Source organism: Nonomuraea sp. NPDC050328, assembly GCF_044459405.1.
In the GTDB taxonomy this organism is placed as follows: Bacteria; Actinomycetota; Actinomycetes; order Streptosporangiales; family Streptosporangiaceae; genus Nonomuraea.
In genome coordinates this window covers 200,585-219,756 of record NZ_JBITIW010000003.1, presented here as the reverse complement: position 1 = coordinate 219,756, position 19,172 = coordinate 200,585, and the positions used below count along the sequence as shown (strand labels likewise).

The following is a 19,172-nucleotide window of genomic DNA, read 5'->3' as shown; positions in this document are numbered from 1 at the left end:
GATGATCCGTCTCCGTTCTCAGATGGTGATCAGGCCGGTGGCCAGGCCCGCGACCCCCGCGACCGCCCCCGCCGCCACCGCCGCGAACAACGCCAGCTCGGCGGGGGAGAAGACCCTCCTGCCCCGCTCGCGCCTGGTGATGACGAACAGCACCGTGCCCGGCGCGTAGACGATGCACGACAACAGCAGGAACTCCAGCCCCGCGGCGAAGATCAGGAACGCGGTGTAGAGCACCGCCAGCGCCGACACCAGCACCTGCCGGGCCGCGCCGCCGAGCTTCAGCGCGTACCCGGCCGCCAGCAGGTAGGGCACCAGCGACAACGAACTGCACAACTTCAGGGTGAAGGTGAAGGCGTCCTCCGACCACAGGGTGACCGCCAGCACCGCGGTGATCAGGAGGCTGCTCATCACCAGCGCCGCGACCGGCGCGCCGTGGCGGTTCTCCCGCGTCAGGAACGCCGGCATGTCGTCGTCCTTGGCGGCCACGTACAGCACCTCGGCCGCCATGAGCGTCCAGGCCAGGTAGGCGCCCAGCACCGAGACGATCAACCCCACGCCGATGAAGGCCGCGCCCCACGGCCCGACCACCGCCTCCAGCACCCCGGCCATCGACGGCTGGCGCACCTCCTCCAGCTCCGCGCGCGGCAGCACGCCGTACGACAGGACCGACACCGAGGCGAAGACCGCCAGCACGCTCAGGAAGCCGAGGACGGTCGCCCGGCCCACGTCCTCGCGGCGGCGCGCGTAGCGGGAGTAGACGCTGGCGCCCTCGACGCCGAGGAAGACGAAGACCGTCACCAGCATCGTCGCCCGCACCTGCGCGAACAGCGACCCCCCGGCCTCGCCGCCCCAGAAGTTGCCCGCGAACACCCCGCCCTTCAGCGCCACCGCGACGATCACGATGAACAGCAGGATCGGCACCAGCTTGGCGATCGTGACGATCCGGTTGATCGCCGCCGCCTCCCGCACCCCGCGCACGATCATGAAGTGGAAGGCCCACACGCCGGCCACCGACACCACGACCGCCAGCACCGTGTCCCCCTCGCCGAAGCCGGGGACGACCGCGCCCAGCGTCGACTTGATCAGCACCCAGTAGCTGACGTTGCCCACGCACGCGCTGGCCCAGTAGCCGAAGGCGGAGAAGAAGCCGGGGAACTCCCCGAACCCCGCCTTGGCGTAGGCGTAGACGCCGGCGTTCAGATCAGGCTTGCGTACGGCCAGCATCTGGAAGACGAAGGCCAGCATGAGCATCCCGAACCCGGCCACCGCCCACGCGATCAGCGCCCCGAACACCCCGGTCGCCTGCGCGAAGTTCCGCGGCAGCGAGAACACCCCGGCGCCGACCATCGAGCCGACCACCATCGCGGTCAGCGTCGGCAACGACAGCCGCCCGCCGCTCACCCGCCCACCTCCTCCACCTTCGCCACCCTCTCCACCTTGAACCCGGTGAACCCGTACAGCACGCTCAGCAGCGGGCTGAAGATGTTGAACAGGCAGAACGGCAGGTAGGCCAGCGTCGAGACGCCCAGCACGGCGCCCATGAACGCGCCGCAGGAGTTCCACGGCACCAGCGGCGAGGTGACCGTGCCGCTGTCGGCGCACAGCCGCGACAGGTTGCCCGGCGCCAGCCCCCGCCTGTCGAACTCCACCCGGAACACCCGCGCCGGCAGCACCAGCGCGATGTACTGGTCGCCGGCCACCACGTTCAGCCCGAACGCGCACGCGAACACCGTCAGGAACAACCGGCCGGTGCTGGTCGCGGCCCGGATCATCGGCTGGATCAGCCGGTCGATCAGCCCGAACTCCTCCAGCACCGTGCCGAAGGTGACCGCCCCGATGATCAGCCACAGGGTGAGCAGCATGCTGTCCATGCCGCCGCGCGACAGCAGCCGGTCGACGTCGGCGATGCCGCTCGCGCTGGTGAACCCGGTCGCCATCGCCTGCCAGGTGGCCTTGATCCCGGCCAGCACCGGGTTCAGGCCGGGCTCGGCGACGAAGGCGCGCACCACCTGCGGCTGGGTGAAGACCGCCAGCACCCCGGCCACCAGGCTGGAGGCGAGCAGCGCCAGCGCCGCCGGCGCCTTGCGCACCGACAGCACCACCAGGACCAGCAGCGGCAGCAGGTTGAGCGGCGTGATCCAGAAGATGTCGCCGAGCGCCTTCAGGTCCACGGCCGTCTCGGCGGCCGGCGCCGGGGCCGGGCCGGCCGCGCCGAGCACCGCGAAGACGGCGAAGGCCAGCACGAAGGCCGGGATCGACGTCCAGGCCTGGCGTTTGATGTGCGCGTACAGGTCGATCTTCACCAGTTGCGCGGTCAGGACCGTCGTCTCCGACAGCGGCGACAGCTTGTCGCCCAGGTAGGCGCCGGAGATGACGGCGCCGGCGGTGATCGCCGGCGAGACCCCGATGAGGGTGGCGATGCCGACCAGGCCGACGCCGATCGTCCCGGCCGTGGTCCACGAGCTGCCGATCGACAGGGCGATGACGCCGCAGATGAGCGCGCCGGCGGCGTAGTAGATGCCCGGCGACAGGACCTGGATGCCGTAGTAGACCAGGGTCGGGATGGTGCCCGACAGGTTCCAGGTGCCGATCAGCGCGCCCACGGCCAGCAGGATGAACATGGCGCTGGTGATCGACGACAGCGCCCGCCGGCTGCTGGCCTCCACCTCGTGCCAGGGATGGCCGTTCTTCAGCGCCACCAGCGAGGCGATCATCGCGCACAGCACCAGCGCCACCTGGATCGGGCCGTCGAGGGCGTCCAGGCCGAACAGCGCCAGCGAGCCGCCGATCAGCAGGATCAGCGCCCCCAGCGGGATGAACGCGTCGGCCAGGCTCGGCTCGCGCACCTCACCGGCCACGCCGTTCCCTCGTGGTGGCGAGGATGACATGCGCCTAGCGTGTCCTCAACGAAGGCGAGCGAACCGGGCGGCAAGGAAGATTCTTCGCAAACGCAGGCAGTCGCCGGCCGGTCAGACCGGCTTGCGGGCCTCCACCAGCACGCGGGCCGAGTGCGCGACGAACACCCCGTCCCGCTCGATCCGCTCGTGCAGCTCCCGCAACCGCTCGCCGTAGCGCTCCACCTCGAACCCCGGCACCAGCCACACCACCTTCCGCAGCAGGTAGACCACCGCGCCGATGTCGAAGAACTCCATCCGCAGCCGCTCCGGCCGCACCGTCACGACCTCCAGCCCCGCCTGCCGCGCCTGCTCCGCCTCCTCCTGCGGATCCCGCTGCCGCCGCGCCTCCGGCTGCGGCCCCAGGAAGAACTCCACCAGCTCGAACACGCTCGCCGGCCCCACATGCTGGGCCAGATAGGAGCCGCCCGGCCGCAGCACCCGCGCGATCTCGGCCCACCACGGCCGCACCGGATGCCGGCTGGTCACCAGGTCGAACGCCTCGTCGGCGAACGGCAGCGGCGGCTCGTCCCCGTGCGCCACCACCACGACGCCGAGCGGATGCAGCAGCCGCGTCGCCTTGGCCACGTTCGGCGGCCAGCCCTCGGTGGCGACCATCGTGCGCGGGAAACGGCCCGCACCGGCCAGCACCTCGCCCCCGCCGGTCTGCAGGTCGAGCGCCGCCTCCACCTCGGCCAGCCGGCCGGCCATCAGCCGCTGGTAGCCCCACGAGGGGCGCTCCTCCGTGGCGCGGCCCTCCAGCCAGGAGAAGTCCCAGCCCTCCACCGGCGCGGCCGCCGCCTCGGCGACCAGGTCCTCGAACGATCTGCGCATGCCGCCATCATCGCAAGCCGGCCGCGCCCGGGACGAAATCGGCTCGCCCCATCGCGGTCGCGTCCGTAGACTGGCCACATGTCCACGCCCCGGATTTCTTAGCTCAGGACCCGCCTTCGCGCCACAGGTGTGTCCTCAAGCTATTCCGGAGCGTCAAATAATGCTTACCTTCCGTGCACTCGACGTGCGCGTGGGCCCCCGCCTGCTGCTGTCCGGCGTCACCGCCCACGTCTCCCCCGGCGACCGCGTCGGCCTGGTCGGCCGCAACGGCGCCGGCAAGACCACGCTGATGAAAACCCTCGCCGGCCTGCACCCGCCCGCCGCCGGTACGGTCACCCGCACCGGCCCCCTCGGCTACCTCCCCCAGGACCCGGCCGCGGCCGAACCCACCCAGAGCGTCCTGGCCCGCGTGCTGTCGGCCCGCGGCATGGACACCGCCGCCGGCGACCTGCGCGCCGCCGAACACGCCCTCGCCGAACACGCCGACGAGCGAGCCATGGCCCGGTACGCCCGCGCCGAGGCCGAGTTCACCGCCCGCGGCGGGTACGCGGCCGAAGCCGAAGCCGCGCGCCTGGCCGCCGGACTCGGCCTGCCCGCCCGCCTGCTCGACCAGCCGCTCGCCACCCTGTCCGGCGGCCAGCGCCGCCGCGCCGAACTGGCCCGCGTGCTGTTCTCCGACCGCGGCACCCTGCTGCTGGACGAGCCGACCAACCACCTCGACGCCGACTCCGTCGCCTGGCTGCGCGCCTTCCTCACCGGCTACGCCGGCGGCCTGATCGTCATCACCCACGACACCGGCCTGCTGGCCGAGGTCGCCAACCCCGTCTGGCGGCTCGACCCCGACCGGGCCACGCTGGAGACGCACAACACCGGCTGGGAGACCTACCTGCTCGACCAGGACAGCGCCGAACGCCGCCGCGCCCGGCAGCGGGCCGCCGCCGAACGCAAGGCCGCCACCCTGCACGCCCAGGCCGACAAGATGCGCTCGCGCTCGGCCACCGCCGTGCGCGCGCGGGACATGGCCCGCCGCGCCGACCGCATGCTCGCCGGCCTGGAGCCGGTACGGCGCAGCGACAAGGTCGCCCGCATCCGGCTGCCCGAACCCGAGCACTGCGGGCGCATGCCGCTGGGCGCGATCAGCCTGACCAAGTCCTACGGCAGCCTGGAGGTGCTCGGCGGCGTGGACCTGGCCGTCGACCGCGGCAGCCGGCTGCTGGTGCTGGGCCTCAACGGCGCGGGCAAGACGACGCTGCTGAAGATCCTCGCCGGCCGGCTGGCGCCCGACGCCGGGCGGGTCGTGCCGGGGCCGGGGTTGCGGCTGGGGTACTTCGCGCAGGAGCACGACACGCTCGACCCCGCGCTGACCGTGGCGCAGAACCTCGCCGCCGCCGCGCCCGGGCTGAGCGACGGGGAGGCGCGGCGGGTGCTGGGCTCGTTCCTGTTCTCCGGCGACGACATCGGCAAACCGGCCGGGGTGCTGTCCGGTGGGGAGAAGACGCGCCTGGCGCTGACCGGGCTGGTCAGCTCCGGCGCGAACGTGCTGCTGCTGGACGAGCCCACCAACAACCTCGACCCCGCCTCGCGCGCCGAGGTCCTGGCGGCGGTGGACGCCTACCGGGGGGCGGTGGTGATGGTGACGCACGACCCGGCGGCGGTGGAGGCGCTGCGGCCCGAGCGGGTGCTGCTGCTGCCCGACGGGGTCGAGGACCTGTGGAGCCCGGGCTACGCCGACCTGGTCACCCTCTCCTGACCCGAGCCCTTGTGACCCTCCCCCGCCGCCCGTTCCGAAGCCACCGGCTCCCGCCCGGCCTCCCGCCGACCCCCGCCCTCCTGGCCCCCGCCCTTCTGGGCCGGCGGCTCCGGGTGGGCCGGGGGTGATTCCGGTACGGCGGAGCCCGCCTCGCTCGCGGGGCGGGCCCCGCCGGCCAGGGCGTGCCAGGCGGCCAGCGCGCAGATCACCACCAACGCCACCAGCAGCACCCGATGATCGACCACCGCCACCAGCACCGCCCCGGCCGCCACCGACACCAACTGCGCCCCACCCGACACCGCGTCGAACGCCGTCGCCACCCGCCCCACCACTTGATGCGGGCTGCGCCGCTGCACCAGCGTGCTCATCGCCACCGACGTCAACGTCAGCCCCGCCCCCGCCGCCGCCATCGTCGCGACCATCACCAGCTCGGCCGTCACCAGCCACAACCCGACGGCCCCGCCGTACAACGCGACCCCCACCCCGATCACCGCCAGCTCACCCCACCGGCCGATCGACGCCCCCGCCGCCAGCCCGCCGAGCACCGCCCCCACCCCCATGGCCGCCGACGTCACCGCGGTGAACTCCGGCGCCCGCCCGAGCTCGTCGATCACCGCGAAGATGAGCGACTCGGTCGCCCCGCCCACCGCGAACATCAAGCACAACGCCAGCCCGGCCCGCCGCAACGCCGCATCCACCCGTAAGTGCCGCACCCCGGCCAGGAACTCCTCCCGCCAGCGCGGCCGGACAGCGACCCGCCGCCCGTCGGCCCACCATCCGTCCGGCCGGCCCGGCGCCACCCGCGCCGGCAGCAACCCGAAGGCCACCGCGGCCAGCGCGAAGGTCACCATGTCGAACACGACCACCGCGCCCAGCCCGAACCCGGCGTACAACGCCACGCCCAGCAGCGGCCCCACCACCCGCAACCCCTGGCGCAAGGTGAGCAGCGCGCCGTTGGCCTGCGCCAGCAACGCCTCGGGGATCATCGACTTCAGCAGCCCGCTCAACGCCCCGAAGATCACCGTGTACGAGCAGCCCATCGCCATCGACACCAGGTACAGCACCCAGAACGAGCCGGGCCCGCGCACCGCGGTGAGCGGCAGCAGCGCCGGCGCCGACAGCAGGCAGGCCGCGATCAGCAGCCGCCGCCGGTCGACCCGGTCGATCACCATGCCGAACAGCGGCGCCAGGCACATCGGCACCGAGAAGAACAGCAACGTCAGCCCGGCCGCGCTGTTGGACCCCGAGTAGGTCTTGGCGAGGATCGCCGGGATCAGCAGCAACGAGGCGTCACCCAGCAGGCTGACCGCCATCCCGAGGCAGACCAGCCGGAAATCCCGCCGCCCCAGGACCGCCCGCATCAGACCGGTCCGCCGGCCTGCCGGCCCACGATCCGGTGGCGCCCGCCGAGGCTCCTCAGCGCGCCTCCTCCCCTTCGCTGCTGTTTTTCACGGAAACATTAGCCGCAGGCTGGGTCAACCAACCGACCGTCTTTACTTTGTAGATTCCTAAGGACGTCGGGGAGCGGCCCCTCGTGCACGATCGTCAGCCGCCGCGTGGCCCGGGTGACCGCCACGTAGAGGTCGCGCGCCCCCTGCGGCTGGGCCAGGATGCCGGCCGGGTCGACGACCACGACCGCGTCGAACTCCAGGCCCTTGGCCTGCGTCACGGTCAGCACCGCCACGGCGGCGTCGACCTCCCCGGCCTCCGGCAGCAGCGCGGCGATCTCGGCGTGCCGCGCGTCGCAGACCACGACGCCGACCCGGCCCTCGCCGATCGCCTCCTGCTCGCCCGCCACCAGCTCCGGCAGCCGCTCGGGAGGGAGTTCGAGCGCCAGCGGCGGCTCGCCGCCCGAGCGCACCGACTCCGGCGGCTCCAGCGCCGGGTCGACCAGGTGCAGCACGTGCCGGGCGACCTCCATGATCTCCACCGGCGTGCGGTAGTTGACCAGCAGCCGCTCCTCGCGCCAGCGGCCCTCCAGATGCGGGTCGAGCACCTGCCCCCAGGCCGAGGCGCCGGCCGCCGAGCCGGTCTGCGCGATGTCGCCCACCACGGTCAGCGACCGGGCCGGGACGCGCCGCATGAGCATCCGCCAGGCCATCTGCGACAGCTCCTGCGCCTCGTCGACGATGACGTGGCCGTAGGCCCAGGTGCGGTCGGCCGCCGCGCGCGCCGCCGTGCTCAGGCTGGGGCCGCCGTCGTCGTGCCGGTCGGCCAGCAGGCCCGCGTCCAGCTCCTGGTAGCCGAGATCGGCCACGCCCGAGCTGTCGAGCACCTCGCGCGCGTACAGCTCGGCCTGGTCGCGCTCGGCCTGACGGCGGCGTTCGGCCACGCGGCGGGCGCTGTCGTCCTCGCCGAGCAGCTCGGCGGCCTCGTCCAGCAGCGGCACGTCGCCCAGCGTCCACTCCACGCGCTCCCAGTCGACGCCGCGCCAGGTGAAGGCGTCGCCTTCGGCGGCCACCAGGTCGGCCAGGTCGACGCGGTCCCAGTCGACGCGCGGCTCGCGGACCAGCAGGGACCACTCCAGGCCTTCGGGCGCCAGGCGGCGCAACGTCTGCCGGTCGGCCAGCAGCTCGCCGACCAGGCGCTGCGGGGTCAGCTCCGGCCACAGGGCGTCGATCGCCTGCCGTACCTCCTTCAGCTCCCACAGGTCCGCCGCGTCCTGGGCCAGCTCGCGCTCGCGGGCGCTGTCGTCCTCCTCCTCGGCCGGGGCCAGCTCCTCGGCCAGCGCGGCCTCGAAGGCGGCCGCCTCGCGCTCGGACATGAAGGCGGTCAGCGCGGTGGCCTCCTCGAACTGCCGCTGCCGGTCGAGAGCCAGCTCGCGCAGCAGTTCGGTGACGAAGAGCTTGCGGGCCATGTTGTGCGGCAGCCGTACCGCGCGGGCCCGTTCGCGCACCTCCGCGCACCGCTCGCGGGCGACGCGCAGCACCTCGCCGTCGAGCTCGACCTCCAGGTCGCCCTCTGGCAGGCGCTGGCGGTCGGCGACGGCGGCGGCGATCAGATCGGCCATGCGCGGGTCGCCCTTGACCACCGCGACCGGCGCCGGGTCGTCGCCCGCCGCGCGCACGCCCGGGAACAGCTCGCCGACGGTGGCCAGCACGACCTGCGTCTCGCCCAGCGAGGGCAGCACCTGGCCGATGTAGCGCAGGAACATCGCGTTGGGGCCGACCACGAGCACGCCGCGCCGCTCCAGGGTGTCGCGGTGGGTGTAGAGCAGGTAGGCGGCGCGGTGCAGCGCGGCCACCGTCTTGCCGGTGCCTGGGCCGCCCTGCACGACCAGCGCGCCGGCCAGGCCCGAGCGGATCACCCGGTCCTGCTCGGTCTGGATGGTGGCCACCACGTCGGTCATCCGGCCGGTGCGGCCCCGGCGCAGCGCCGCCAGCAGCGCCGCCTCGCCGACCAGGGTGCCGCGCTCGGCCTCGCCCATGCCCTCCAGGTCGAAGACCTCGTCGTCGAGGGCGACGACGGACCGCTCGCGGGTGTGGATGTGGCGGCGGCGCACCAGCGTGCCGGGCTCGCTCGCGGTGGCGACGTAGAAGGGCCGCGCGGCCGGGGCGCGCCAGTCGATCAGGACGGACTCGTGCTCCTCGTCGCGCAGGCCGATGCGGCCGATGTAGGTGACCTGGCCGGCCCGGTCGTCGACGCGGCCGAAGACCAGCCCGTTCTCCACCGCGTGCAACTGGGCCAGGCGGCGGGCGCGCTCGCCCGCGGCGGCCTCGCGCTCCACGCGCTCGCGCGCGATGGTCACCTCCGAGCCGCCGGCGTAGGCGGTCCGCAGCGCCTCGGCGGTGCTCCGGCGCAGCTCATCGAGCCTGCCGTAGACCGCTGAGACTTTTTCCTGTTCGAGCTTGACAGCTTGACGGATGGCCATTCCGCTGTTAGTCTCCTTCATAGAGGTTTCGGACCTCTCTTTGTTGTGCGCCCGAGTTATTCAGCTTAGCACGCGCCGGTAAGCTCCGTGACCATGATCTCCGGCTACCTGCAGCGCCTGTTCTCCCTCGACGGCCGCACCGCCCTCGTCACCGGCGGCTCCTCCGGCATCGGCTACGCCATCGCCGAGGCGCTCGGCCGCGCCGGCGCCGCCGTCGTCCTCGTCGCCCGCCGCCCCGGCCCGCTGCGCGAGGCCGCCGACCGGCTCACCGGGTACGGCGTGGCCGCCCGTTTCATCGCCGCCGACCTCGGGGTGCGCGCCGACGTCGAGCGGGTGTGCGCCGAAGCCGGCGAGATCGACATCCTGGTCAACGACGCGGCCAACAACATCCGCAAGCCGATGGCCACCCTCACCGACGCCGACTACGAGCAGACCATCGCCACCAACCTGACCGCGCCCTACCTGCTCGGCCAGCACTTCGGCCCGCGCATGGCCGCCCGCGGCTGGGGCCGCGTGATCAACATCGGCTCCCAGCAGAGCGTCAGCGCCTTCGGCGACAGCGGCGTGTACGGCGTGGCCAAGGCGGCGCTGACCGGGCTGACCCGCTCCCAGGCCGAGGCGTGGTCGCCGGCCGGGGTGACGGCCAACACCATCCTGCCCGGGTTCGTGCTCACCCCGCTCACCGAGCCCGCCCAGGCGATCCCCGGCCGGGTCGAGGCGCTGGCCGCCCGGCACATGGTCGGGCGCAACGGCCTGCCCGCCGACTTCGCCGGCGCCGCGGTCTTCCTCGCCTCCCCCTCCGCCGGCTTCGTCACCGGGCAGATCCTCTATGTGGACGGGGGCTTCTCGGTGCACTAGAAACCGGGATGAGTACCATTCGAGGGTTCTCGAGGGAGGAGCGGCCTATGAGCACGTTCGAGCGGTATGTGGCACTGGGTGACTCCCAGACCGAAGGCATGAACGACGGCGACGAACGCACCGGCTACCGCGGCTGGGCCGACCGCCTGGCCGCCGAGCTCGCCGCCTGCTCCCCCGGCCTGCGCTACGCCAACCTCGCGGTGCGCGGCAAGCTCGCCCACCAGGTCCGCGCCGAGCAGCTCGGTCCCGCCCTGGCCTTGCGGCCCGACGTGGCGACCGTCATGGCCGGCATGAACGACCTGGTCCGGCCCGGCTTCGACGCCGTCGCGGTGAGCGCCGAGCTGGAGGCCATGTACGCCGCGCTCGCCAGCGCCGGGGCACGGGTCGTCACCTTCACCTTCCCCGACATCGGCCGCATCGCGCCGATCGCCGCCCGGCTGCGGCCGCGGCTGCTCGACTTCAACGACCGCATCCGCGCCGCCGCCGGGCGGCACGGCGTGCTCGTCGTCGACACCTACCCGCACGACGTGACCGTCGACCCGCGGCTGTGGAGCCACGACCGCATCCACGCCACCTCCCTGGGGCACACCCGGATCGCCGCCGCCGCCGCGCACGCGCTCGAGCTGCCCGGCAGCGGGCCCTCCTGGTGCGACCCCCTTCCGCCGCTGCCCGCCCTGCCGTCCTGGCGGCGGGCCGGGGCGGAGCTGGCGTGGGCCGGGTCCTTCCTCGGGCCCTGGCTGTGGCGTCGCCTGCGCGGGCGCTCCTCCGGCGACGGCCGCACCGCCAAGCAGCCGGACCTGCTGCCGGTCATCCTTCCCGACTGACCGGGAGCCTGTCCCCGCGCCTGCTCTGCGGAGGTGGTTTTGCCCAACCTTCGTGCTCCCGGGCGGTCGGGCAGAGGCCCGGGCGGCAATACCGGAGCATGTGACCAGCAAGATCATCAGCCGCCGCCCGGACCTGACCGGCCTGGCGCTCGCCCTGGTGTTCTTCTGCCTGTCCCTCACCCCCTCCCTGCTCCCCCGCCCCTGGACCTGGCAGGGCGTGGTCGGCGGGATCACCGCGGCCATCGGCTACACCCTCGGGGTCCTGGCCGCCACCTGCTACCGGGCGGCACGCTCGCGGATCGGCCCGCCACCCCGCCGACCGGCGATCGACCCCGGCCGGGTGCTGACGTGGGCGGCGGCGGTGGCGATCCCCGTCTCCCTGATCGGAGGCGCCCACGCCCAGGGCGAGGTGCGCCGCCTGATCGGCGTGGAGCAGGTCGAAGGCTGGGAACTCCTCCTCGTCCCCCTGCTGGCCGCGCTGGTGGCCGCCGCCTTCGTGCTGGCCGCCCGGCTGGCCAGGCTTGCCGTACGAGCCCTGACCTCCCTGCTGGCCCGCGTGCTGCCCCGCCGGGCGGCGGTCGCGGCGGGGTTCACGCTGGGCGTGGCGCTGCTGACCCTGGTGGTGTGGGACCTGCTGCTCGGCTCCCTCATCAACCGCACCGCGGCCGGCTTCGGCCTGGCCGACGGCACCACCCCGCCCGGCATCACCCGCCCGCCGTCCGGCCTGCTGGCCGGCGGGCCCGGCTCGCTCACCCCCTGGGAGACCCTGGGACGGGAAGGCCGGATCTTCGTCGCCCACACCCCGGACGCCGGGCGGATCGCCGCCTTCACCGGCCGTCCCGCCAAGCACCCGATCCGGGTCTACGCCGGGCTGGGCTCGGCCGCCTCCCCCGCCCAGCAGGCCGGCCTCGTGGTGCGCGAACTGCACCGCACCGGCGCGTTCGACCGCAAGATCCTCGTGGTGGCGGCCAGCACGGGGACCGGGTGGGTCAACCAGAAGGCCGCCCAGGCCGTGGAGTACCTGCACGGCGGCGACACCGCCATCGCGGCCATGCAGTACTCCTACCTGCCGAGCTGGATCTCCTTCCTCGTCGACCGCAGCCGGGCCCGGGAGGCGGCCGGCGAGCTGTTCGCGGCGGTCCGGCGCGAGTGGGCCCGCCTGCCCGTGGGTGACCGGCCGCGGTTGCTGGTGTACGGCGAGAGCCTGGGCGCCTTCGGCATCGAGGGCGCGCTGCGCGAGCCGGACACGCTGCTCACCCAGGCGCAGGGGGCGCTGCTGGTCGGCTCCCCGCGCTACAGCCCGATCCACCGGCAGGTCCTGGCCGGACGTGACCCGGGCAGCCCGGTCTGGCGTCCCGTCTACCGCGGCGGACGCCACATCCGCACCGCCCAGCACCCCGCCGACCTCACCTCCGCCGCCACACTCCACCCGGCCCCCGCCCTCCACCCGGCCCCCGGCCTCACCGCGACCGCCCCGCCGCGGCCCGCACGAGCACGGGTGCTCGGGGAGTGGGAGCAGCCGCGGGTGGCGTATCTGCAGAACGCCTCCGACCCGGTCGTGTGGTGGGAGCCGGAACTGCTCTACCGGCGGCCCGACTGGCTGCGGGCGCCGGTCGGGCCGGATGTGAACCCGCGGATGAGCTGGTGGCCGATCATCACGTTCTGGCAGGTGCTCGCCGACCTCGTCGCCGCCGCCGACATGCCGCCGGGCCACGGGCACGACTACGGCACGGCGATCCCCGCGGGCTGGGTGGCGGTCGCCGCGCCCGGGGGCTGGACGGCGGCCGACAGCGCCCGACTCCAGGCGCTCATCGCGCAGGTGCGATCGGGCCAGTAGCGGCCGGCTCACATCGGGCTGCGGCCATGATCGCTTGACTCTCGGGTAACCCGAGACGGGATGCTGTCGGGGTGAGCAGCGACAAGTTCCTGAGCATCGGCGCCTTCGCCCTGATCAGCGGGCTGTCGATCCATGCCTTACGGCACTACGACGAGCTCGGCCTGCTGCGACCGGCGATCGTCGACCCGACCACCGGATACCGCCGCTACCGCCCTGATCAGGTACGGCAGGCCCGGCTGATCTGCGCGCTGCGGCGCGTCGACGTGCCGATCGACGCCGTCCGCGTCGTCCTGGACGATGCGGACGGCGAGTCGCTGCGCACCGTGCTGCATCGGCACCGAGAGCGGCTGGTGGACCGCGCCCAGGTCCTTTCCCACATGGTCCGCACGGTGGACCACTACATCGAACAGGGAGTGGCCATGCCCGACCTCAAGACCCCGCGCATCGTCCAGGTGACCATCACCGTCGCGGACCTCGCCGAGTCGATCTCCTTCTACCGGGCCGCGTTCGACGCGGTGTTCAACGAGGAGATCTCCTCCTTCGTGTTCGGTACCTGGCCGAGTGAGGAGTTCTTCCTGCTGACGGTCGCGCACGAGCACGGCCAGCGCTCCCGGTTCGGCCTGCTCGTCGAGGACGTGGACGCCGCACACCACCGCGCCGTCGACGCCGGGGCCGTCGAGGTCTTCCCGCCGGCGGACAAGCCGTGGAAGCCACGGTCCTCGTGCGTGACGGACCCGAGCGGGAATCACATCGACCTCTATCAGGCCTGACTTGGGGCGGGTCTCCACCTGAGTGGCGGGACAGCCGAGCGCCTTTACTTTGTAGATTACTTACGGGCGATCCGCCGGAACCCGCGACCCGCGTGCCAGGAGTCGATCACGAGCTCGTCGCCCGACACCCGGGTCCACACGACCTCCTCCACGCTGACCCGGAACAGGTGCGCCCCGCTGCCGGGCAGTTCGTGGGCGGCCAGCACCGCCGGGTCGGTGACCTCCTCCGCCCGGCCGGACACCTTCGCATCCCCCGGCCACGACGACGGATCGCTCTCGTCGGGGTCGGGAGAGGTGACGTGGATGGCCATGCGCGGGTCGCGCCGCAGGTCGAGCGCCTTGACCGCGCCGGGCATGGAGCCCATCCAGAGCTCCCCGTCGCGGAAGGCGGTCTCGGTGCCGCTCACCCGCGGCGAGCCGTCCTTGCGCAGCGTCGCCAGCACCTTGTGCTTGTGCCCCGACATCAGCCGGTGGACGACGGCCGCGAGCTGCGGCGCGTCCTGCTCGAACTCAGCCCACGTTGTCATGTGGCCCATCCTGCACCAGGGCACCGACAAAACCCGGCCGGGAGCTATCGTGGACGCACAATGGTTAACAGCGATGTGAACGACCTGGACGCGACGCTCGCCGCCCTGGCCGACCCGACCCGGCGCAAGGTCATCGACCTGCTGCGCGCCGGCCCCCGCCCAGCGGGGGAACTGGCCGCCGCGGTCGAGATGAGCCCGCCCGCGCTCAGCCGGCACCTGCGCGTGCTGCGGGCGGGCGGCCTGGTGGAGGCGCACACCGACGAGGACGATGCCCGGCTGCGGCTGTACCGGCTGCGGCCGGAGCCGTTCACGGCGTTGCAGGCCTGGCTGGACCAGGTGCAGGCATTCTGGTCGGAGCAGCTCGGCTCGTTCAAGGCCCACGTGGAGCGCGGATGAACGATCGGCCCGGCTGCGGCGGGGAGGGCGCGCGGTGAGTTCGGTGCGGGCCAGCGTGGTGGTGCCGGTCGGGGCCGAGGCGGCCTTCCGGATGTTCACCGCCGAGATCGACGCCTGGTACGTGCGCGGCCCGCACAGCTGGGTGGACCCGGAGCGGGCGGTCGGCATCCGCTTCGTCGACGGCTACCTGCGCGAGCTGTGGTCCGACGGCGGGCACGTGGACACCGGGCGGGTGCTGGCCTGGGAGCCGCCGCGCCGGCTGGTCTGGGCCGACCTGCTCAACGACGGCTCGATGGAGATCGAGGTGGCCTTCACCCCGGTCGCGGAGGGCACCGAGGTCACGCTGGAGCACCGGGGGCTGGACACGCTGCCGCCCGCGGTGGAGCGGCGCATCCGCAAGGGGTACTCGTGGAACATCGCGCTCGGCTGGTTCGCTAGCGCCTGCCGTACTTCTTGTGCACCGCCTGCTTGCTGACCTGCAGCGCGTCGGCGATCTGCGCCCACGGCAGGCCGTTCACGCGGGCGCGGCGCACGTGCACCGCCTCGATGCGCTCCAGTTCGGCGCGCAGCGCCCGGGCGGCCTGCAACGCGCGCAGCGGGTCCTCGTCCTCGGTCTGCTGCAGGAGGGCGGCCAGATCGCTCATGCGCCCAAGGTAGCCGAGCTTCAGCGTGTGTCCATCACCAGCCGGGCGCCCAGGCCGATCAAGACGACGCCGCTGATCTGCTCCAGGCGGCGCCGTACGGCAGGCCGGCCGAGGAAGGCCTTGGCGCGGGCGACCGCCCAGATGACCAGGCTGTACCAGACCGTGTCGACGATCACCCAGATCAGCGCGAGCGCGACCAGGGTGAGCGGGACGTTCTGCCCGGCGGGCACGAACTGCGGCAGGAACGACAGCGCGAACACCGCCGCCTTGGGGTTGGCCGCGCAGGTGCCCAGGCCCATCAGGTAGGAGCGCCTCCACCCGCCGGCCACCGGCGGCTCGGGCCCCTCCTCGGCCTGAAGAGCGGGGCGGCGGGCCTGCCACAGGGCCTGCGCTCCCATGACGACCAGCACCACCGCGCCGACCACGCGCATCAGGTCGTAGGCGACCTGCGAGGCCAGCAGGAGCGCGGTCAGGCCGAAGGCGGCGGCCAGACCCCACAGCAGCACGCCGGTCTCGTTGCCGAGCGTGGCCGCCAGGCCGGAGCCGCGGCCCGAGCGGATGGTCTGGCGCAGGATGATCGCGGTGCTGACCCCGGGGACCATCGCCACCAGGACGCACGCGCCGACGAACGCGAGAAGGTACATGCCGGCGATCGTCGCACGCGCCCGCCCGCCACGGCCGCTGGTTTTCCGCCCCGTAGAGCGCTGGTACGGCTAGCCGTACAGCTTGTGGAGTTCGGCGGCGGCCTCGGTCATCAGGGCGCGCATCTCGGGCGGCTCCAGCACCTCCACCCGGGCGCCCAGCCGCAGCAACACCCAGCGGGCGTGCGTGAGCGACTCGACCGGCAGCTCCAGCACGCGCCAGCCCTCGGCGTCCGGCTCGCTCGCCTCCCGCAGCGCCGCCGCGCCGACGTCCTCGCCGACGGTGTAGCGGAACAGGGCGTCCAGGTCGGGAGCCAGGCGGATGAGGACGCGGGCGGTGTACATCTGCTCCATGAACCGGCGCGAGTACTCCTGCCAGAAGGCGGCCAGGTCGAAGCCGGGCGGGTGCTCGAACGTGCCGGGCAGGGTCTCCACGGTCAGGATCCGCGCCACCCGGTAGGTGCGCGGCGAGGCCCCCGCCGGAGCGGCCACCAGATACCACGAGCCGCCCTTCAGAACCAGACCGTACGGCTGGACCACCCGTTCCACCTCGGCCGGGCCCCACTTGCGGTAGGTCATCCTGAGCGGCCGGTTGCCCCACACCGCCTCCGACACCTCGGCCAGGTGGGGGACGTCGTCGGCGCTGCGGTACCAGCTCGGCACGTCCAGGTGGAAGCGCTCGCGCAGCCGGGCGGCCTGCGAGCGGGGCTCGGGCGGCAGGGCCGAGAGCAGTTTGAGCTCGGCGTTGGCGGCCAGCCGGTCCAGGCCCAGCTCGGCGGCCGGGCCGGGCAGTGCGGCCAGGAACAGGCCGGAGGCCTCGTCGGCGGTCAGGCCGGTCAGGCGGGTGCGGAAGCCGTCCAGGAGCTGGTAGCCGCCCGCCGGGCCTCGGTCGGCGTAGACCGGGACGCCGGCGGCGGACAGGGCCTCGACGTCGCGGTAGACGGTGCGGACCGACACCTCCAGCTCGGCCGCCAGCTCCGGCGCTGTCATCCTGCCCCGCGCCTGGAGCAGGAGCAGCAGGGAGAGCAGGCGGCTGGCTCGCATACCCGCCAGTTTAGGCCCGCCGCCCCCGGCGCGAGGGAAGCCGTCAGGCCCGGGGGCCGGTCAGCCCCACTGCATCCAGGCGAGGCGCGCGACCATGGCCACGACCACCACGAGAAGCACCACCCGCACGAACGAGGTGCCGCGCCGCAGGGCCATGCGCGCCCCGAGCTGGGCGCCGGCGACGTTGCACACCGCCATCCCGAGCCCCAGCGCCCACAGGATGTGCCCCTGGACGGCGAAGACCGCCAGCGCGCCGAGGTTCGTCCCGGTGTTGATGATCTTCGCGGTCGCCGAGGCGTGCACGAAGTCCAGCCCGACGATCGTGGTGAAGGCGATGATCAGAAAGGTGCCGGTCCCCGGCCCCATCACCCCGTCGTAGAAGGCGATGCCCACCCCGCCGATCAGCACCGCCGCGACCGTCCGCGCGCGGGTGCGCAGGTGCGGGTGCGGCAGGGCCCCCATCGCCGGGCGGAAGGTCACGAACGCCGCCACCCCGAGGAGCACGACCATCACCGCCGGCCGCAGCACCTCCGCGCTCACCGCCACAGCGGCCAGCGCCCCCAGACCGGAGGCGCCCACCGCCAGCACCCCGGCGGGCACCGCGAGACGTTTGTCCACCTTGGTGGTCAGCGAGTAGGTCACCGCGGCCGAGGCGGTGCCGAAGATCGAGGAGAGCTTGTTGGTCGCCATCGCCTGCACCGGCGTGACCCCGGCCACCATCAGCGCCGGGAGCTGCAGCAACCCGCCGCCGCCGACCACGGCGTCCACCCATCCCGCGCCCGCGGCCGCCACCAGCAGGATGACGATCTGCTCCAGCGACACGTGCTCCCCCGATTCCCGAGTCCCCCGATGTCCCCAAGGGCCGGTCATGAGGGTATAGAGCACCGTTCAGTGCTCACTCTTCCGGGGGTCATCGGAAACGGCGCACGGCGTCCGCCCGGCCGGTGGGCCGGACGGACGCCGCCGGGCGGCCGGGAAGCGGCGCGTGGTCAGGCGGCGCCGGCGTGGGTGAGGACGCGTTTGCGGCTGGCGTACACGTCGTCGATGAGCCCGTAGGAGCGGGCCTGCTCGGCGGTGAAGATCCGGTCGCGGGAGATGTCCGCACGGATCAGCGCCGGCGCCACCCCGGTGTGCCGCGACAGCAGCTCCTCCTGCTGGTCGCGCATGCGCAGGATCTCCCGGGCGGCCAGCTCCATGTCGCTGCCCTGCCCGCGGGCCCCTTCCGTGCGCGGCTCGTGCAGGAGCACCCGGGCGTGCGGCAGCGCGGCCCGCTTGCCGGGCGTGCCCGCCGCCAGGAGCACGGCGGCGGCCGAGGCGGCCTGGCCGATGCAGACGGTGTTCACCTCCGGCCGGATGAACTGCATCGTGTCGTAGATGGCGGTCATCGCGGTGAACTCGCCGCCGGGCGAGTTGATGTACAGGTGCACGTCCGCGTCGGGGTCGATCGACTCCAGCGTGAGCAACTGCGCCATCACGTCGTTGGCGGAGGTCTCGTCGATCGGCGTGCCGAGGAAGATCACCCGGTCCTCGAACAGCTTGGTGTACGGCGTGCTCTCCTTGACGCCGTAGGAGGTGCGCTCGGTGAAGGAGGGCAGCACGTAGCGTCCGCTCATGCCGGCGTCACCCCGCTCGTGATGTCCTTGGCGTTGCGCACCACGTGGTCGACGAAGCCGTACTCCTTGGCCTCCTGCGCGGTGAACCAGCGGTCGCGGTCGGAGTCCTCCTGGATGCGGGCCAGCGGCTGGCCGGTGTGCTCGGCGATCAGCTCGGCCATCAGGCGCTTGGTGTAGAGCAGGCTCTCGGCTTGGATCTGGATGTCGCTGGCGGTGCCGCGGATGCCGCCGAGCGGCTGGTGCATGACGATCCGGGCGTGCGGCAGCGCGTAACGCTTGCCCGGGGTGCCGGCCGACAGCAGGAACTGCCCCATCGAGGCGGCGAATCCCATGGCGACGGTGGCGACGTCGCACGGGATGAACTGCATCATGTCGAACAGCGCCATCCCGGCGTGCACCGCGCCGCCGGGTGAATTGATGTAAAGGGTGATATCCCGATCGGGGTCGGCTGCGGCCAGCAATAGCAACTCGCCGCACAGCTTGTTGCAAATGTCGTCGTCGACCTCTTGGCCGAGCACGACGATGCGCTCCTTCAGCAGCCGCTGGGCCAGCGTCTCCGACCAGGCGGACGGGGTCTCAGGCATTCTCGCGTCCTTTCTTCGCACTATTGCGACCATAACCCCGGCCATTTGAAAATCCAGATTCTTTCGCTGTGCGCGCATTTCTCCA

General features: G+C 73.1%; 19 protein-coding genes. 7 read left to right on the top strand and 12 right to left on the bottom strand.

Features of this window, described 5'->3' with window-relative positions; all coding sequences use genetic code 11:
- Positions 1 to 18: 18 nt before the first annotated feature.
- The 3 genes from ACIBG7_RS12210 to ACIBG7_RS12200 all read right to left on the bottom strand — a co-directional run bounded on the left by ACIBG7_RS12210 (position 19) and on the right by ACIBG7_RS12200 (position 3,728).
- Entirely contained in the window at positions 19 to 1,401 is a 1,383-nt protein-coding gene (locus tag ACIBG7_RS12210) for a basic amino acid/polyamine antiporter (protein WP_357924034.1), read from the bottom strand.
- Positions 1,398 to 2,888, bottom strand: coding sequence for a Na+/H+ antiporter NhaC (gene nhaC, locus ACIBG7_RS12205; RefSeq protein WP_357924036.1), 1,491 nt, complete (start codon positions 2,886 to 2,888; stop codon positions 1,398 to 1,400). The genes ACIBG7_RS12210 and nhaC overlap by 4 nt, the downstream gene beginning before the upstream one ends.
- A gap of 81 nt (positions 2,889 to 2,969) precedes the next feature.
- Positions 2,970 to 3,728, bottom strand: a complete 759-nt coding sequence (locus ACIBG7_RS12200) for a class I SAM-dependent methyltransferase (RefSeq protein WP_397336090.1) — start codon at positions 3,726 to 3,728, stop codon at positions 2,970 to 2,972.
- A 160-nt stretch (positions 3,729 to 3,888) separates the two neighbouring features.
- Between ACIBG7_RS12200 and ACIBG7_RS12195 the strand changes: the two genes are divergently transcribed.
- Positions 3,889 to 5,478 carry an ABC-F family ATP-binding cassette domain-containing protein gene (locus tag ACIBG7_RS12195; protein WP_397336089.1) on the top strand — a complete coding sequence of 530 codons (1,590 nt, stop codon included), beginning with the start codon at positions 3,889 to 3,891 and terminating at the stop codon, positions 5,476 to 5,478.
- Here the strand turns inward: ACIBG7_RS12195 and ACIBG7_RS12190 are convergent.
- Positions 5,451 to 6,839 carry an MFS transporter gene (locus ACIBG7_RS12190; protein WP_397336088.1) on the bottom strand — a complete coding sequence of 463 codons (1,389 nt, stop codon included), beginning with the start codon at positions 6,837 to 6,839 and terminating at the stop codon, positions 5,451 to 5,453. The two genes, ACIBG7_RS12195 and ACIBG7_RS12190, sit on opposite strands and share 28 nt — an antisense overlap.
- Before the next feature lie 98 nt (positions 6,840 to 6,937).
- The gene (locus ACIBG7_RS12185) at positions 6,938 to 9,349 is read right to left on the bottom strand and encodes a HelD family protein (RefSeq protein ID WP_397336087.1); all 2,412 of its coding nucleotides are present in this window, start codon (positions 9,347 to 9,349) and stop codon (positions 6,938 to 6,940) included.
- Positions 9,350 to 9,442: 93 nt separating this feature from the next.
- Between ACIBG7_RS12185 and ACIBG7_RS12180 the strand changes: the two genes are divergently transcribed.
- The 4 genes from ACIBG7_RS12180 to ACIBG7_RS12165 all read left to right on the top strand — a co-directional run bounded on the left by ACIBG7_RS12180 (position 9,443) and on the right by ACIBG7_RS12165 (position 13,638).
- Positions 9,443 to 10,207, top strand: a complete 765-nt coding sequence (locus tag ACIBG7_RS12180; RefSeq protein ID WP_397336086.1) for an SDR family NAD(P)-dependent oxidoreductase — start codon at positions 9,443 to 9,445, stop codon at positions 10,205 to 10,207.
- Between the two features lie 47 nt (positions 10,208 to 10,254).
- The gene (locus ACIBG7_RS12175; RefSeq protein WP_397336085.1) at positions 10,255 to 11,031 is read left to right on the top strand and encodes an SGNH/GDSL hydrolase family protein; all 777 of its coding nucleotides are present in this window, start codon (positions 10,255 to 10,257) and stop codon (positions 11,029 to 11,031) included.
- Between the two features lie 100 nt (positions 11,032 to 11,131).
- Positions 11,132 to 12,868, top strand: a complete 1,737-nt coding sequence (locus ACIBG7_RS12170) for an alpha/beta hydrolase (protein WP_397336084.1) — start codon at positions 11,132 to 11,134, stop codon at positions 12,866 to 12,868.
- A gap of 71 nt (positions 12,869 to 12,939) precedes the next feature.
- On the top strand, positions 12,940 to 13,638 hold the full coding sequence (locus ACIBG7_RS12165) for a MerR family transcriptional regulator (RefSeq protein ID WP_397336083.1): 699 nt from the start codon (positions 12,940 to 12,942) through the stop codon (positions 13,636 to 13,638).
- Positions 13,639 to 13,694: 56 nt separating this feature from the next.
- On the opposite strand, the gene ACIBG7_RS12160 is transcribed toward ACIBG7_RS12165, so the two are convergent.
- Positions 13,695 to 14,165 (bottom strand): pyridoxamine 5'-phosphate oxidase family protein, encoded by a 471-nt coding sequence (locus ACIBG7_RS12160; protein ID WP_397336082.1) that lies wholly within the window; start codon positions 14,163 to 14,165, stop codon positions 13,695 to 13,697.
- A 60-nt stretch (positions 14,166 to 14,225) separates the two neighbouring features.
- Here ACIBG7_RS12160 and ACIBG7_RS12155 point away from each other — a divergent pair, with 60 nt between their 5' ends.
- Together ACIBG7_RS12155 and ACIBG7_RS12150 are read left to right on the top strand one after the other, a co-directional pair.
- Positions 14,226 to 14,561 carry a metalloregulator ArsR/SmtB family transcription factor gene (locus ACIBG7_RS12155; RefSeq protein ID WP_357924053.1) on the top strand — a complete coding sequence of 112 codons (336 nt, stop codon included), beginning with the start codon at positions 14,226 to 14,228 and terminating at the stop codon, positions 14,559 to 14,561.
- Between the two features lie 34 nt (positions 14,562 to 14,595).
- Positions 14,596 to 15,036 carry an SRPBCC domain-containing protein gene (locus ACIBG7_RS12150; RefSeq protein WP_397336081.1) on the top strand — a complete coding sequence of 147 codons (441 nt, stop codon included), beginning with the start codon at positions 14,596 to 14,598 and terminating at the stop codon, positions 15,034 to 15,036.
- Here the strand turns inward: ACIBG7_RS12150 and ACIBG7_RS12145 are convergent.
- From ACIBG7_RS12145 to ACIBG7_RS12120, 6 genes are all read right to left on the bottom strand, one after another.
- Entirely contained in the window at positions 14,996 to 15,205 is a 210-nt protein-coding gene (locus ACIBG7_RS12145) for a hypothetical protein (protein ID WP_357924056.1), read from the bottom strand. The genes ACIBG7_RS12150 and ACIBG7_RS12145 overlap by 41 nt on opposite strands.
- A gap of 20 nt (positions 15,206 to 15,225) precedes the next feature.
- Positions 15,226 to 15,849, bottom strand: a complete 624-nt coding sequence (locus ACIBG7_RS12140; RefSeq protein WP_397336080.1) for a LysE family translocator — start codon at positions 15,847 to 15,849, stop codon at positions 15,226 to 15,228.
- Positions 15,850 to 15,918: 69 nt separating this feature from the next.
- Entirely contained in the window at positions 15,919 to 16,890 is a 972-nt protein-coding gene (locus ACIBG7_RS12135) for a YafY family protein (RefSeq protein ID WP_357924059.1), read from the bottom strand.
- Positions 16,891 to 16,950: 60 nt separating this feature from the next.
- Positions 16,951 to 17,712 carry a TSUP family transporter gene (locus tag ACIBG7_RS12130; RefSeq protein WP_397336079.1) on the bottom strand — a complete coding sequence of 254 codons (762 nt, stop codon included), beginning with the start codon at positions 17,710 to 17,712 and terminating at the stop codon, positions 16,951 to 16,953.
- A 167-nt stretch (positions 17,713 to 17,879) separates the two neighbouring features.
- Positions 17,880 to 18,503, bottom strand: a complete 624-nt coding sequence (locus ACIBG7_RS12125; protein ID WP_357929482.1) for an ATP-dependent Clp protease proteolytic subunit — start codon at positions 18,501 to 18,503, stop codon at positions 17,880 to 17,882.
- Positions 18,500 to 19,087, bottom strand: a complete 588-nt coding sequence (locus ACIBG7_RS12120; RefSeq protein WP_357929485.1) for an ATP-dependent Clp protease proteolytic subunit — start codon at positions 19,085 to 19,087, stop codon at positions 18,500 to 18,502. Before ACIBG7_RS12120 ends, ACIBG7_RS12125 begins: the two co-directional genes overlap by 4 nt.
- Between the last annotated feature and the right edge of the window lie 85 nt (positions 19,088 to 19,172).

Coding starts and splice junctions, on each gene's coding strand:
- nhaC (WP_357924036.1), bottom strand. CDS start 2,888: ATGTCATCCTCGCCACCACGAGGGAACGGCGTGGCCGGTGAGGTGCGC.
- ACIBG7_RS12200 (WP_397336090.1), bottom strand. CDS start 3,728: ATGCGCAGATCGTTCGAGGACCTGGTCGCCGAGGCGGCGGCCGCGCCG.
- ACIBG7_RS12195 (WP_397336089.1), top strand. CDS start 3,889: ATGCTTACCTTCCGTGCACTCGACGTGCGCGTGGGCCCCCGCCTGCTG.
- ACIBG7_RS12190 (WP_397336088.1), bottom strand. CDS start 6,839: ATGCGGGCGGTCCTGGGGCGGCGGGATTTCCGGCTGGTCTGCCTCGGG.
- ACIBG7_RS12185 (WP_397336087.1), bottom strand. CDS start 9,349: ATGGCCATCCGTCAAGCTGTCAAGCTCGAACAGGAAAAAGTCTCAGCG.
- ACIBG7_RS12180 (WP_397336086.1), top strand. CDS start 9,443: ATGATCTCCGGCTACCTGCAGCGCCTGTTCTCCCTCGACGGCCGCACC.
- ACIBG7_RS12175 (WP_397336085.1), top strand. CDS start 10,255: ATGAGCACGTTCGAGCGGTATGTGGCACTGGGTGACTCCCAGACCGAA.
- ACIBG7_RS12160 (WP_397336082.1), bottom strand. CDS start 14,165: ATGACAACGTGGGCTGAGTTCGAGCAGGACGCGCCGCAGCTCGCGGCC.
- ACIBG7_RS12155 (WP_357924053.1), top strand. CDS start 14,226: ATGGTTAACAGCGATGTGAACGACCTGGACGCGACGCTCGCCGCCCTG.
- ACIBG7_RS12145 (WP_357924056.1), bottom strand. CDS start 15,205: ATGAGCGATCTGGCCGCCCTCCTGCAGCAGACCGAGGACGAGGACCCG.
- ACIBG7_RS12140 (WP_397336080.1), bottom strand. CDS start 15,849: ATGTACCTTCTCGCGTTCGTCGGCGCGTGCGTCCTGGTGGCGATGGTC.
- ACIBG7_RS12135 (WP_357924059.1), bottom strand. CDS start 16,890: ATGCGAGCCAGCCGCCTGCTCTCCCTGCTGCTCCTGCTCCAGGCGCGG.
- ACIBG7_RS12125 (WP_357929482.1), bottom strand. CDS start 18,503: ATGAGCGGACGCTACGTGCTGCCCTCCTTCACCGAGCGCACCTCCTAC.
- ACIBG7_RS12120 (WP_357929485.1), bottom strand. CDS start 19,087: ATGCCTGAGACCCCGTCCGCCTGGTCGGAGACGCTGGCCCAGCGGCTG.